The organism is Zavarzinia sp. (assembly GCF_049306435.1).
Lineage (GTDB): Bacteria > Pseudomonadota > Alphaproteobacteria > Zavarziniales > Zavarziniaceae > Zavarzinia.
Genome location: NZ_JBAQRT010000216.1, coordinates 1 through 12,817, shown reverse-complemented (window position 1 = coordinate 12,817; position 12,817 = coordinate 1). Strand labels below are relative to the sequence as shown.

The window sequence follows — 12,817 nt, the reverse complement described above, 5'->3', positions numbered from 1 at the left end:
GCTTGCTGCAACCCCGCTGCCGCTTCGCCGATGGCCGCTGCGTGACCGAACACCCCGTGTTGCACGACCTGCGCCCCGGCGCCGCGCGCTGCCACCGGCCGCTGGGCGCCGATGGACTACCCGCGGGCGAGATCGGGGGGGTGGCATGAGCCGGGTTCTTGAGGCCGACGACCTCGGCAAGATCTATCAGGTCTCGCGCGGGCTGTTCCGCGCCGCCCGGCCGCTGCACGCGGTCGATGGCGTGTCCTTCACCCTCGATGCCGGCAAGACCCTGGCCATCGTCGGCGAGTCCGGTTGCGGCAAGTCGACCCTCGCCCGGCAGGTGACGCTGATCGAAACGCCCTCGTCCGGCCGCCTGCTGATCGACGGCAAGGATGCGACGAACCCGGGCCCGGCCGAGCGAAAGGCGCTGCGCCGCGCGGTGCAGATGGTGTTCCAGAACCCCTATGGTTCCCTGAACCCGCGCCGGACCATCGGCGCCGCCCTGGCCGAGCCTCTGGTGATCAACACCGATCTCACCAGGGCTGACCGCGACGCCGCCGTCGCCGCCATGCTGTCGCGCGTCGGCCTTCGCCCGGAGCACGCCGAGCGTTACCCGCATATGTTCTCGGGCGGGCAGCGCCAGCGCATCGCGATCGCCCGCGCCCTGATGCTGCGCCCGCGCATCCTCGTCGCCGACGAGCCGGTGTCGGCCCTCGACGTCTCGGTGCAGGCGCAGGTGCTGAACCTCCTGATGGACCTGCAGGACGAGATGGGCCTCGCCATGGTCTTCATCAGCCACGACCTCGGCGTCGTCCGCTTCGTCGCCGACGAGGTGCTGGTGATGTATCTCGGCCGCCCGGTCGAACAGGCCCCGGCCGCCACCCTGTTCGACACCCCGCGCCATCCCTATACAAGGGCGCTGCTGGCCGCCCGGCCGAAGATCGACGCCGGCGAGCGCGCCCACCGCCCGCCGCCCCTGACCGGCGAACTGCCCTCGCCCCTCAACCCGCCGAGCGGCTGCGTCTTCCGCACCCGCTGCCCCCTGGCGACCGACCGCTGCGCGGCGGAACGGCCGGCATTGCGGGCCATCGGCGGCGCGATGGTGGCCTGCCATTTCGCGGAATAGGCTTTCCCCCTTGGCTTGGCTCCCGGCCCGGTCGATCATGGTCGCCGGAGTCGGGGGAGTGCGATGGTGCAGGGTTTTGATGTCGATGTCGTCGTCGTGGGGGCGGGGTTTGCCGGTCTCAATGCCGCCGCGCGCATCGCCGCCGCCGGGCGCAGCGTCTGTGTCGTCGAGGCGCGCGACCGGGTGGGTGGGCGGACCAAGCCGGGGATGCTGGCGGGCCATGTCGTCGATCTGGGCGGGCAATGGGTCGGCCCCGATCATCGCCGGCTGATCGCCCTCGCCGCCCGCCACCATATCCCGCTGGAGCCGCAATTCGAGGCCGGCGCCAAGCTGATCGACTATCGCGGCCGGGTGCGCCGCTACGAGGGCCTGATCCCGGCCTTGCCCACCCTCGCCCTGATCGAAACCGACCGGGTGATGAAGCGGATCGAGCGCATGGCGGCCGCGATCGCCGTCAGCGCGCCGTGGGCGACGGCGGGGGCGGACGCGCTCGACCGCATCACGGTCGCGAGCTGGCTGGATCAGAACCTGCGCACCAGGGGTGCCAAGGCGATGATGGATATCGCCGTGCGGGCGGTGTTCTCGGCCGAGCCGTCCGAGATTTCCATGCTGTTCCTGCTGACCTATCTGCGCGCCTCCGGCGGACTGGAGCCGCTGATTTCCGTGCGGGGCGGGGCACAGCAGGACCGGGTGAAGGGGGGCCTCCACCAATTGTCCGAGCGGCTGGCCGACGAGGTCGGCCGGGGCCGGCTGCGCCTGTCGTCCCCGGTTTCCGGCATCGAGCAGGATGACGAGGGCGTGACGGTTCAGGTGGCGGGGGGCGAGGCACTGCGCGGCCGCCGGGCCATCGTCGCGGTGCCGCTCGCGCTCCTCGCCCGGATCGGGGCGCGGCCCGCCTGGCCGGCGCTGAAATCCGGTCTTGCCCAGCGCAGCCCTATGGGCAGCGTGATCAAATGCCATGTCGCCTATGCGACACCGTTCTGGCGGGCGCGCGGCCTGTCGGGCGAGGCGGTTTCCGACACCGCCCCCTTCTCCCCCGTCTTCGACGGCACGCCGGAGGGTGCCGGCCACGGCGTGCTGAGCGGTTTTCTCGAAGGCGACGCGGCGCGGGCCTTCACCGGCAAATCCGAGGAAGAACGCCGCCAGGCGGTGATCGCCAGCCTGACCCGCCTGTTCGGCCCGGAAGCCGGCCAACCCATCGACTATGCCGACAACGACTGGCTGGAAGAGGAATGGTCGGGCGGCTGCTACGCCGGCCTGATGGCGCCCGCGACAATGACCGGCTATGGCCCGGCCCTGCGCACCCCCGCCGGCCGCATCCATTTCGCCGGCACCGAGACCGCGCTGGAATCGACCGGCTATGTCGAGGGCGCGCTCGAATCCGGCGAGCGCGCAGCGACCGAGGCGCTGGCCGCCCTCAGCTGACGATCCGGCCGAGGGTGGCGAGGAAACGGGAGACATCCGCCTCGTCATTGTAATGGGCGAGGCTGACCCGAATCACCCCGCCCGAGGGTGTCAGGCCCAGGGCATCGACACAGCGCCTTGCATAGAAATCGCCGTGCCCAACGGCGATGCCCGCCGCCCACAGGCCGCCGGCGACATCCTCGGGCCGGCGCCCCTCGACCGTGAAGGAAAAGGTCGGGGCGCGCTTTCCGTCCATGGTCTGCCGGCCGATGACGCGAACGCCCGGCAAGGCTTTCAGCCCCGCCAGCAGACGCTGGCCGATAACCTGCTCGTGGCGGTCGAACATGTCGTAGAGCCGCTCCATCCGCGCCCGCAGGCCATTGGCCGGCAGGGCGAAATGATGCAGGTCCAGCGCCTCGAAATAATCGGCGATGCCCGGCAGGGAAGCGGTGAATTCATGGGACGGCCCGCCGGGGTTCAGGGTCTTTGGCGGCTCCGTCAGGAAGAAATGATTCTGCGGCGCCAGTTTCACCGCGACCGAGCGGCGGACATAGGCGGCGCCGACATGGGGACCGAAGGTTTTGTAGAGGCTGAAGTAATAGAAATCGACGTCGAGCGCCTTCACATCCGGCAGGCGGTGCGGGGCATAGGCGACCCCGTCGACGGCGATCAGCGCGCCGGCGGCATGGGCGATTCGGGCCGCCCCGGCGACATCGTTGAAACTGCCGACGACATTCGAGCAATGGGGCATGACCACCAGCTTGCAGCGCGGCCCGACCAGCGATTCGAGGACCGAGAGATCGAGCTCGGCCGTGACCGAATCGATCGGCCATTCGCGGATCACCACGCCCTCGCCCGCCAGACGGCGCCAGGCGCCGGAATTCGCCTCGTGGTCCTGGTTGGTGACGACGATCTCGTCGCCCGGGCGCAGCAAGGGCCGCACCGCCTGGGCGAGGACCAGCGTGTTCACCGTGGTGGAAGGGCCGACGAAGACATCTTCGGGATCGGCATTGAGGAAGGCGGCGGCGACGGCGATACCGTCGCGGATCAGCCCCGCCGCCTCGGCGGACGCGGCGAAGCCCCAGGCCGGCTGGACCTGGAGCGCCGTCATGTAATGAGTGACCCGGTCGACGACTTGCCGCGGCACATAGGTGCCGCCCGCGTTTTCGAGAAAGGCCGTACCATTGGTCATGGGCGGGAACTGGTCCCGCGCGAAGGCGACGTCGAGATCGACGCCACTACCGAAACCGGAAACCAAGATCATCTCCCCGGTGAATGCACCGGGGACAGAGCCTATTCCGCGTCGACGATGGTTGTCACGCGCCGCGGCGCCTGCGGGCCCTCGCGGGTATCGGTCGAACGCGAACCGGCGAAGTGATCGATGGTCGCCGGCAACTCCAGCACTTCCAGCTTCACCTTGCCGACACCCCGGCCGCGCAGACCAATGGCCCGGGCCGCCGCCGACGACAGGTCGATCATGCGGCCCCGGACATAGGGACCACGATCGTTGATGGTGACGATCACGGACTGGCCGTTGGAAACCGAGGTAACCCGGACCCTCGTGTTGAACGGCAAGGTCTTGTGCGCGGCCGTCAATTCATTCTGATTGAATTTCTCGCCATTGGCGGTGCGCCGGCCATGAAAGCCGGGGCCATACCAGGAGGCGAGGCCGGTGAATTCCTGAACCACCTTCTCGCTCTGCGATCCCATGATCTTGTCGCGATCGGTGATCGGATTGCCACCGATCACACCGGTGACGAGAGAAGATGCCCCGTCGCGGTCATCCACGGAACGGGCGGAAATCAGTGTCGATGCAGCAACCGCGTGTTCGCGAATACTGACCGGGTCGTCGGTGCTTTCGGTCGCCCGGGCGGCCATGGGGGCCACCACGGAAACGGCCGCCGTCACTGCGGCTGCCACGATCCAATTGAACGCGAGCAAACGTGTTGCTGCCATTATTCCTCCGCTCCTTCATCGGCGCGCGAGCACGGAGGCTGTGTCGCACGCGAACTGGATGGACCCCTGCATTAAAGGTCATGAACACCGTTGAGCACGGCAGGTTGCCCCGAACCCGCACCCGTGATTACCGAAGCTACCCGCTTATCGCCGGGAGCGCCGCGTCGCGGTGGCTTTAAGACGCCACCTCATGCCGACAAGACACATGGCCAGACCAAGTGCGACGACATAAATTTCAGGACTCAAACGTCCTAACCTTCTGGGCCGGCGGTGACCGTACCGGGCTTCATGGACCAGCGGCGGGCTTCGTTGGAAGCAGGCCGAGGGGGTCACCACGAGCGGACTTTGACCGAAAAATGTTATCTTGGCAACCCCGGTCGATTGCCCCCGATTGCCAGTTGCCAGAAACACGTTCTCAAGGTTGCATCCATATCGGGAACATTACGGCGGATCAAGCACTTGCCCGATGCGGCTCACATTCGGTCCCGACCCGATCGCAACCCCGGATATGACCATTTCCCCCGCCCCGCGGACAGGGCAAGATGGAAGAATTGCGAGTGCCGGAGGTGCCGGCTGGAACCGAACCATGCGTTTTGCCACAGCATTTCTGCTTGCGGGACTTGTCGTTCAGGGCGCGCGGGCGGAACAGGTTTCCGATCGTTTCGCACCCGAGACCGCCACTGTCGCGAGCCGCGCCGCGCCGCAGCAAGGGACGGCGCGGACCGACATGGTGGTGGCCGCCCACCCCCTCGCCGCGCGTGCCGGCCTCGACATGCTGGAGGCCGGCGGCACGGCGGTCGATGCCCTGGTCGCGGCGCAGATGGTGCTCGGCCTCGTCGAGCCGCAGTCGTCCGGCCTCGGCGGCGGCGGTTTCCTGCTGCATTACTCGTCAGAGAGCAAAGACGTTACATCCATCGACGGGCGCGAAACGGCGCCCGCCGCCGCGACACCCGACATGTTCCTCGGCGACGATGGCAAGCCCCTGCCCTTCTTCACGGCGGTGGTCGGCGGAAAATCGGTCGGCACGCCCGCGACCCTGCGCCTGATGGCCGAAGCCCACCGGCGTCACGGCCGCCTGCCCTTCGCCGATCTGCTGGAGCCCGCCATCCGCCTGGCCGAGCAGGGTTTTCCCGTCTCGCCCCGCCTCGCCGATCTGATCGCCGCCGAGGGCGACCGGCTGAAGCACGACCCGGCCGCCGCCGCCTATTTCTTCGACGCCACGGGCGCGCCGCTGAAGGCCGGCGCCGTGCTGCGCAATCCCGCCTACGCCGACACGCTGCGCCGGATCGCGGCGGGCGGGGAGGATGCCTTCTATCGGGGCGAGATCGCCGCGGACATCGTCGCCAGGGTCACGGGAGACGCGACCAATCCCGGCCGCCTCGCGACAAGCGATCTTGAGAATTACACGGTCATCGCGCGCGAGCCGGTGTGCAACGCGGTCTTCTCGGTCGAGGTCTGCGGCATGGGCCTGCCGTCCTCGGGCGGGATCGCCATCCTGCAGATCCTCGGCCTGGTCGAGCCCTGGGGCATCGAGCGCATGTCGCCGCAAGCGCCCGAAACCTGGCGCCTGATCGGTGATGCCTCGCGTCTCGCCTTCGCCGACCGCGAACGCTGGCTGGCCGACCCGGCCTATGTCCGGGCGCCGGTCTCGGGCCTGCTGGCGTCTGGATATCTCTCGCTGCGCGCGAAACTTCTGGACGGGCCGGGCGCCTTGCCGGAGGTATCGCCCGGCCTGCCCGCCTTCGACGATGGCGCCCTGTGGCCGCCGCCGCCCGCGGGCGTAACCCCTGAACTGCCCTCGACCACCCAGGTGGTGATCCGCGACGCGGACGGCGACATCCTGTCCTACACGGGAACGATCGAGAATGGCTTCGGCTCCCGCCTCATGGTGCGCGGGTTCCTGCTGAACAATGAACTGACCGATTTCTCGTTCGCCCCGGCGGGGTCCGATGGCATACCGGTCGCCAATCGGGTCGAGGGCGGCAAGCGGCCGCGTTCATCGATGGCGCCCATGATCGTGCTGCGCGACGGCCTGCCGATCCTCGCCATCGGCAGCCCGGGCGGCAGCCGCATCATCGGCTTCGTCGCCCAGGCCCTGATCGCCCACCTGGCCTGGAAGAGGCCGGTCGCCGAAATCGTCGCCATGCCCCATGTCCTCAACCGCTTCGGCCCGTTCGAGGTCGAGGCGGGCACGGCGGCGACCGCGCTGGTGCCCGGACTTCAGGCCCTCGGCTACCGGGTCGAGGTGCAGGACCTCAACTCCGGCCTCGCCGCCATCGCGGTGACGCCGAATGGCCTTGAAGGCGCCGCCGATCCCCGGCGCGAGGGCGCGGTTTACGGGCGCTGACCGCTACAATCCCAGCGCCTTTTCGAGATCCGCCAGGGCATCGCCGGTGTAGACCGCGATGCGCTGCATGTGGGGCAGGCTGTCGCGATCGCCGGTGAAGCCGAGGTTGAACTGCCCGGCATAGGACAGGACGGTGATGTTCAGCGCCTGCCCGTCGAACAGCAGCGAAACGGGATAGATCTGTTCGAGCTTCGCCCCGTTGAAATAGAGCACCTCCGCCGGCCCGGGCACGTTGGAAATCACCAGGTTGTTCATGGGCCGGGTCATGGTGCCAAGGCCCAGCATGAGCTGCACCATATAGGGCGTCATCAGGACCAGGGTGTAATTGTCGATGGCGCCCCGCGTCATCGACTGCAACCTGTCCTTGGCCGGCGCCGCATTGGCGCTGATCGCCTTCAGCCGCTCGAGCGGATCGGCGATATCGGTGTGCAGATTGATGAAGATGGTCGAGATCGCGTTGCCGACGCTGGCGTCATCGGCCGGGCGCACCGAGATCGGCACCGAGGCGGTCAGGGGCTTTTCCGGCAATTCCCGCAATTCGTCGAGATAGCGCCGCAGCGAGGCCGCGCAAAGCCCGAGGAAGACATCGTTCACGGTCACGCCCGCCGCCTTGGCGACGGTCTTGATGCGGGCGAGGTCGTAATGCTGGGTGGCGAAGCGGCGCTTGCCCGCGATCCGGCCATTCAGGATGGTCTGGGGCGCGCCGTAGGGAAAGGCCGGACCATCGACCTCGCCCTTGCGGGCTTCGAGCGCCAGCTTGCCAAGGGCCTTCGCCGCCTCGAGGCCGGTGCGGAACTGTTCCTTGCCGAGGCTGACCATCCGTTCGATCAGCGAGCCCTGGTCGGCCCCCTCCTCGTCGTCGGCACGCTTGCGCCCGGACGACAGACCGACTTCCCAGGGCGGTGGCAGATCGCAGGCGGTGGCATCATTGGAGAGGAAGCGCGACAGCAGGCGCATCCCGCCCATGCCGTCGATCTGCGAATGATGGACCTTGGTGTAGACCGCGAAACGGTTGTTCTCCAGCCCTTCGATGACATGGCATTCCCACAGCGGCCGCGAACGGTCGAGCGGATTGGAATGCAGGCGCGAGACGAGGACGCCCAGCTCCCGCTCCCCACCCGGCTTTGGCAGGGCGGAATGGCGGAAGTGATAATCGAGGTCGATCTCCTCGGGCTTCAGGTCCTGCCAGGCGGGCAGCAGGGCGGAGAGCAGCCCGGGCCGCAGGCGCAGGTTGAAGGGCGGGGCGAACCGCGGCCGGCCGCGCCATTCGGCGACCAGATCGGCGAGGAAGCCCGGCGGCGCATCCGGCGGCAGCGAGAAGGTGGCGAGCGAGGCCACATGCACGGGCTTGTCCCGCTTTTCGATGAAAAGCCAGGCCGCATCCGTCGGCCGCAACACCCGAGTCGCCATTTTCCCCGTTCCCCCGCTGTTTTTCCCATGCGACAGGGGCGGCGCGGCGGCGTCAAGGGGTCTGCGGCCTCAATGCCAGGATAAACCCGACATGAAAAAGGCCGGCCCCAGGGGACCGGCCTTCATCGAGATCGAGCCAGGGCCGCTCAGGGCAGGACGATTTCCACCCGGCGGTTCTGCGGCTCGCGCACGCCATCCGGCGTCGGCACCAGCGGCGCGGACTCGCCCTTGCCCAGGGTGACGATTTCCGCCGAGGTCAGGCCGAGTTCCAGCAGCTTGGCTTTCACCGCCTCGGCCCGGCGCAAGGACAGGGCCTGATTATAGGCGGGCGAGCCCGAACGGTCGGCATGGCCCGTCAGCTCGATCCGGCTGACGCCGAGGTTCATCGCCGACTGGGCGGCATCCTGGATGATCGCGGCGGCATCGGACGACACGTCGGCCGAATTCCAGTCGAAGAACACCATGAAGGACCGCGCCATGGCGGCGTCGGGCACGGGCGCCGCTTCCGGTGCCGGCACCGGCGCCGGCGGCGGGTCATAGGCGCTGAAGGCATAGACGAGGCCGGCCTGCACGCTCTGCAGCGCATAGGACGAATGCAGCTCGTTCACCTGGATGTCCGAGGTGCCGAGGTAGCGGTAATCGGCGAAGGCCGACAGATTGTCGTCGATCGCGACCTTGGCGCCGACGATGCCCTGATAGGCGAAGCCGACGTCATCGCCGGAAGCGATGGTCACGGCGCCGTTGCCTTCGTTCACGAAAACCCAGGCCGCGCCGAGACCGGCACCGACATAGGGCGTGAAGATCGAGGAATTCTCGTATTCGTAGAGGACATTGCCCATCACGCTGAGCAGGCCGAAATTGTTGTCGGTCGCGGAATCGCCGACGTCGGTATAGCCGCCCGCACCATCGCCCAGGCGCAGGTTCTTGATGTCGGTCGCGTCGAAGCTGCGATAGCCGATGTCCGCCTCGACCCGAATGGCCCCGTAGTCGTAACCGAGCAGGGCGCCGACACCCCAGCCATTGTCGAATTCGATGTCCGCCTTGTCGTCTATGCCGTCGCCGTCGGCATCGCCTTCGACGTCGATGCTCTGCGGGATGACGAAGGCGCCATAGCCGCCGAGGTAGGGCCCAGGGCCCAGGTCGCCATCGGCGAAGGCCGGCGAAGCCCCGCCCGCCAGCACAAGCGCCCCCAGAACAATGCGAGACAATCCGCGCATGTAACCCCCGCCCCAAAAAACTGCCACCACTATGGCCGTTCTACCACCGGGGACAGGCAGGCTCAATCGGCGTCACTGCCTTTCTGCCCCGTTACCATGGTTAACCACCCTTGCGGGAACATCAGCGGATGATATGGCCGCCGTCGATCACCAGCTCGCTGCCGGTGACATATTTCGAGGCATCGGAGGCGAGGTAGAGGATGCCTTCGGCGATATCCTCGGCGGTGCCGACGCCAAGGGGGCAGATGCGGTTCCATTCCGCCCGGACGGAAGAGGTGTCGGAAAGGCCGCGCTGGGCCGCGACGTCGACGATCTCGCGCTCCAGCATCGGGGTCCAGGCGAGGCCCGGATGGACCGAATTCACCCGGATGCCATAACCCCGGTCGGCGCAATAGAGCGCCGCCGCCTTGGTGAAATGGCGCACCGCCGCCTTTGAAGCGCAATAGGCGGCATTCAACCCGTCGGCGATGATGCCGAAGGTCGAGGACAGATTGACGATGGAGCCGCCGCCGGTCGTCTTCATGATGCCGATCGCCAGTTTGGTGCCGAGAAAGGCGCTGTCGGCATTGACGTTCATCACCCGGTGCCAGTCGTCGAGGCTGGTCTCCTCCAAAGCCCGGGTGAGCTGGATGCCGGCGTTGTTGACGAGAATGTCGAGGCGGCCGAAGCGGTCGATGACGGCCGCCATCACCGCCTGCCACGAGGCTTCGCTGGCGACGTCATGGGCGATGAACAGCGCGCCGGGCAGCGTCGCCGCCGCGGCGATGCCGCCCGCCTCGTCGATATCGGTCAGCACCACGGTGGCGCCTTCCCGGGAAAGGAGTGTCGCGGCGGCGAAGCCGATGCCGGCGGCGCCGCCGGTCACGATGGCGATGCGCCCTTGGAGCTTTGACATGGATGTTTCGCCTTCAGCCGATGAAACTGCCGCGATCGACGTTGAGCATCTGGCCGGTGATATCGGCCGCCCCGTCGGACGCGAGGAAGAGATAGGCGGGCGCCACGGCCTCGGGCTGCATCATGCCGGGGATCGGCTGGGCGCCCAGGTAACGCGCGACCAGTTCGGCCACGGGAACACCCAACTCCGCCGCCTCGGCCCTGATCGTCCACATGGAGCCTTCGGTCTCGACCCAGCCGGGGCAGACCGCGTTGACCGTGATGCCGAGCGGCCCGAGTTCCATCGCGAGGGAGCGCATGAAGCCGGCGACCGCGTGTTTCGAGGCGGCATAGCCGGAAAAGCCGGCGGCCCCGGTGCGGCCCCAGATCGACGAGGTGACGATGATGCGCCCGCCCCGGCCCATCAGCGGCAGCGCCGCCCTTGTGACGTAATAGGTGCCGAGGACATTGACGGCGATGCAGCGCTCGAAGGCGTCGTCGCTTTCCTTTGTCGCGCCGGGCAGCGGCGTCATCGGCTGGAAGCCGGCATTGTTGATCAGCACGTCGATAGCGGGCAGCGCGCCGATGGCGGCATAGACGGCGGCGCGATCGGCGATGTCGCACTTGAGGGCACGGACCGGCCGGCCGCAGGCGGCGGCAACCTCCGCCCCCGCGGCATGGATGGCGTCATTCTCGGCCATCAGGGTGAGCTCGGCGCCCGCCAGCGCGAAGGCCTTCGCGATGGCAAGGCCGATGCCCATGCTGGCGCCGGTGATCAGGACATGGCGGCCGGTGAAGTCGTGGGTGGTCATCTCAACCTCGGTAACGGGTCAGGCGCAGGGCCAGCAGGCTGGTGCCGATGGTGGCGACCAGCACGAGCGAGCCAAGCGCGTTGATGCTGGGATCGAGCGCCTTGCGCAGCATACCCCAGATCATGGTCGGCAGGGTCATGCCGCCGCCGATGGTGAAATAGGTGATGATGAAATCGTCGAGCGAGACCGCCATGGCCATCAGGGTCGCGCCGATCAGGGTCGGCCGGATGATCGGCAGGATGACGGTGCGGAAGATGGTCCAGGGGCCGGCGCCGAGGTCGCGGGCACTGTCAAGGATGGCCATGTTGAAGCCGGACATCTGGGCATAAACCACCAGAATGACGAAAGGCTGGGTGAAGACCAGATGGCTGGGGATCACCGTCGCGAGGCCGAGCGGCAGGCCGAGGGAGGAATAGCCGGTGGCCAGCGCCAGCGCGAGCACGAGCGGTGGCAGCATGATCGGCATGGTAACGAGGGCGATCACGCCATTGGCGACCTTGGGACCCGAACGGGCCAGCGCCATGGCCGCCAGCGTGCCCGAGATCATGGAAACAAGGCCGACGCAAAGGGTGATGATGGCGCTGTTGCCAAGCGCCTTCCAGAAATCCGGGTTGCCGAACAGCACGTCATACCAATGCAGCGTCATCCCGCCCGGCGGGAAAGTCGCGTTGGCATTTTCCGACAGCGAGAAAAAGACGACAAGGACCAGCGGCGACAGGAGAAAGACCAGCGCCGCCGCGCCGAATGCCGTCCACACGACCTGCGATCTGGCGATCATCTCAGCGTCCCCATTTGGGCGTCAGCGCCCGGGCCAGCAGCCAGTTGGCGGCGACCAGCACGATGCCGCAGGCCAGCAGCGTGGTGAAGGCGAGCGCGGCGCCCATGGGCGCGTTCATCCGCCCGACGAAGAGATTTTCGATGAAATTGCCGACCATGAAGGTCTCGGGACCGCCGACCAGCCGGGGCGTCACATAATCGCCGGCGGGGATCAGGAAGGCGATCGAGAAGGCCGAGAACAGGCTGCCCCGGCACTGCGGCAGGACGATATCCCTGGTGATCTGCCAGGGCTTGGCGCCGAGGTCGCGCGCCGCCTCCAGCGGGGCTTCCGAGACACCGCGCAGCCCCGCGAGAATGGGCAGCAGGGCGAAGGGCAGCATGAAATGAACGAGGGTGATCACCACGGCGGCGGGACTGTAGAGCAGCCAGGAAATCGGCTCGTCGATGAGGCCGAGGGTGATCAGCAGCAGGTTGACGCTGCCCTGCGCGCCCAGCATCGCCTTCCAGGCATAGATTTTCACCAGATAGCCGCCGAACAGGGTCGCCAGCGCCGACAGCAGGATGATCTGCCCGAACAGGCCCGAGCGGAAACGGATCAGATAGGCGATGGCGAAGGCCAGCGCCGTCGTGATCAGGGCGATCGTGAGGGCGATCGCCAGCGTGAAGCCAAGCGCGTGAAGATAGTCGCCGAAGACATCGGCGTAATTGCCCAGGGTGAAATCCGGGGTCAGCCGATAGCGCTTGATGCGCCAAAAGGTGACGACCAGCAGATAGGCCATGGGCAGGGCGAAAAACAGCCCGAAGATGGCGAGCGCGGGCGACAGGCCAAGGGCCCGCCGCGTGGCGGGCGACAGGCTCATGGCGCGACCACGCTGCAGGCCGCCGCCGGCAGGCCCAGGGCAATGGCATCGCC

The 12,817-nt window shown here is 67.7% G+C and carries 11 protein-coding genes; 3 read left to right on the top strand and 8 right to left on the bottom strand.

Features of this window, described 5'->3' with window-relative positions; all coding sequences use genetic code 11:
- Positions 1 to 145 precede the first annotated feature (145 nt).
- Both WAZ62_RS12825 and WAZ62_RS12820 read left to right on the top strand, forming a co-directional pair.
- Positions 146 to 1,108, top strand: coding sequence for a dipeptide ABC transporter ATP-binding protein (locus WAZ62_RS12825; RefSeq protein ID WP_422643939.1), 963 nt, complete (start codon positions 146 to 148; stop codon positions 1,106 to 1,108).
- Between the two features lie 63 nt (positions 1,109 to 1,171).
- Entirely contained in the window at positions 1,172 to 2,533 is a 1,362-nt protein-coding gene (locus WAZ62_RS12820; RefSeq protein ID WP_422643938.1) for a flavin monoamine oxidase family protein, read from the top strand.
- Here WAZ62_RS12820 and WAZ62_RS12815 read toward each other — a convergent pair.
- Positions 2,526 to 3,770 (bottom strand): aminotransferase class V-fold PLP-dependent enzyme, encoded by a 1,245-nt coding sequence (locus WAZ62_RS12815; protein ID WP_422643937.1) that lies wholly within the window; start codon positions 3,768 to 3,770, stop codon positions 2,526 to 2,528. The two genes, WAZ62_RS12820 and WAZ62_RS12815, sit on opposite strands and share 8 nt — an antisense overlap.
- Positions 3,771 to 3,805: 35 nt before the next feature.
- Positions 3,806 to 4,432, bottom strand: coding sequence for a septal ring lytic transglycosylase RlpA family protein (locus WAZ62_RS12810; protein ID WP_422643936.1), 627 nt, complete (start codon positions 4,430 to 4,432; stop codon positions 3,806 to 3,808).
- Between the two features lie 622 nt (positions 4,433 to 5,054).
- Between WAZ62_RS12810 and ggt the strand changes: the two genes are divergently transcribed.
- The gene (gene ggt / locus WAZ62_RS12805) at positions 5,055 to 6,815 is read left to right on the top strand and encodes a gamma-glutamyltransferase (RefSeq protein ID WP_422643935.1); all 1,761 of its coding nucleotides are present in this window, start codon (positions 5,055 to 5,057) and stop codon (positions 6,813 to 6,815) included.
- A gap of 3 nt (positions 6,816 to 6,818) precedes the next feature.
- On the opposite strand, the gene WAZ62_RS12800 is transcribed toward ggt, so the two are convergent.
- The 6 genes from WAZ62_RS12800 to WAZ62_RS12775 all read right to left on the bottom strand — a co-directional run.
- Positions 6,819 to 8,225 carry a WS/DGAT/MGAT family O-acyltransferase gene (locus tag WAZ62_RS12800; RefSeq protein ID WP_422643934.1) on the bottom strand — a complete coding sequence of 469 codons (1,407 nt, stop codon included), beginning with the start codon at positions 8,223 to 8,225 and terminating at the stop codon, positions 6,819 to 6,821.
- A gap of 146 nt (positions 8,226 to 8,371) precedes the next feature.
- Complete coding sequence (locus WAZ62_RS12795; protein WP_422643933.1) at positions 8,372 to 9,442, bottom strand: OmpA family protein; 1,071 nt, start codon at positions 9,440 to 9,442, stop codon at positions 8,372 to 8,374.
- Positions 9,443 to 9,563: 121 nt separating this feature from the next.
- On the bottom strand, positions 9,564 to 10,337 hold the full coding sequence (locus WAZ62_RS12790; RefSeq protein ID WP_422643932.1) for a glucose 1-dehydrogenase: 774 nt from the start codon (positions 10,335 to 10,337) through the stop codon (positions 9,564 to 9,566).
- Positions 10,338 to 10,350: 13 nt separating this feature from the next.
- A complete protein-coding gene (locus tag WAZ62_RS12785) occupies positions 10,351 to 11,127 on the bottom strand; it encodes an SDR family NAD(P)-dependent oxidoreductase (RefSeq protein ID WP_422643931.1) in 777 nt (258 codons plus the stop codon).
- 1 nt (position 11,128) lies between these two features.
- The gene (locus WAZ62_RS12780; RefSeq protein ID WP_422643930.1) at positions 11,129 to 11,905 is read right to left on the bottom strand and encodes an ABC transporter permease; all 777 of its coding nucleotides are present in this window, start codon (positions 11,903 to 11,905) and stop codon (positions 11,129 to 11,131) included.
- 1 nt (position 11,906) lies between these two features.
- Positions 11,907 to 12,817 (bottom strand): ABC transporter permease (locus WAZ62_RS12775; protein ID WP_422643929.1); only part of this gene is annotated, 911 nt, incomplete at its 5' end.

Coding starts and splice junctions, on each gene's coding strand:
- WAZ62_RS12795 (WP_422643933.1), bottom strand. CDS start 9,442: ATGCGCGGATTGTCTCGCATTGTTCTGGGGGCGCTTGTGCTGGCGGGC.
- WAZ62_RS12785 (WP_422643931.1), bottom strand. CDS start 11,127: ATGACCACCCACGACTTCACCGGCCGCCATGTCCTGATCACCGGCGCC.
- ggt (WP_422643935.1), top strand. CDS start 5,055: ATGCGTTTTGCCACAGCATTTCTGCTTGCGGGACTTGTCGTTCAGGGC.
- WAZ62_RS12800 (WP_422643934.1), bottom strand. CDS start 8,225: ATGGCGACTCGGGTGTTGCGGCCGACGGATGCGGCCTGGCTTTTCATC.
- WAZ62_RS12825 (WP_422643939.1), top strand. CDS start 146: ATGAGCCGGGTTCTTGAGGCCGACGACCTCGGCAAGATCTATCAGGTC.
- WAZ62_RS12790 (WP_422643932.1), bottom strand. CDS start 10,337: ATGTCAAAGCTCCAAGGGCGCATCGCCATCGTGACCGGCGGCGCCGCC.
- WAZ62_RS12780 (WP_422643930.1), bottom strand. CDS start 11,905: ATGATCGCCAGATCGCAGGTCGTGTGGACGGCATTCGGCGCGGCGGCG.
- WAZ62_RS12820 (WP_422643938.1), top strand. CDS start 1,172: ATGGTGCAGGGTTTTGATGTCGATGTCGTCGTCGTGGGGGCGGGGTTT.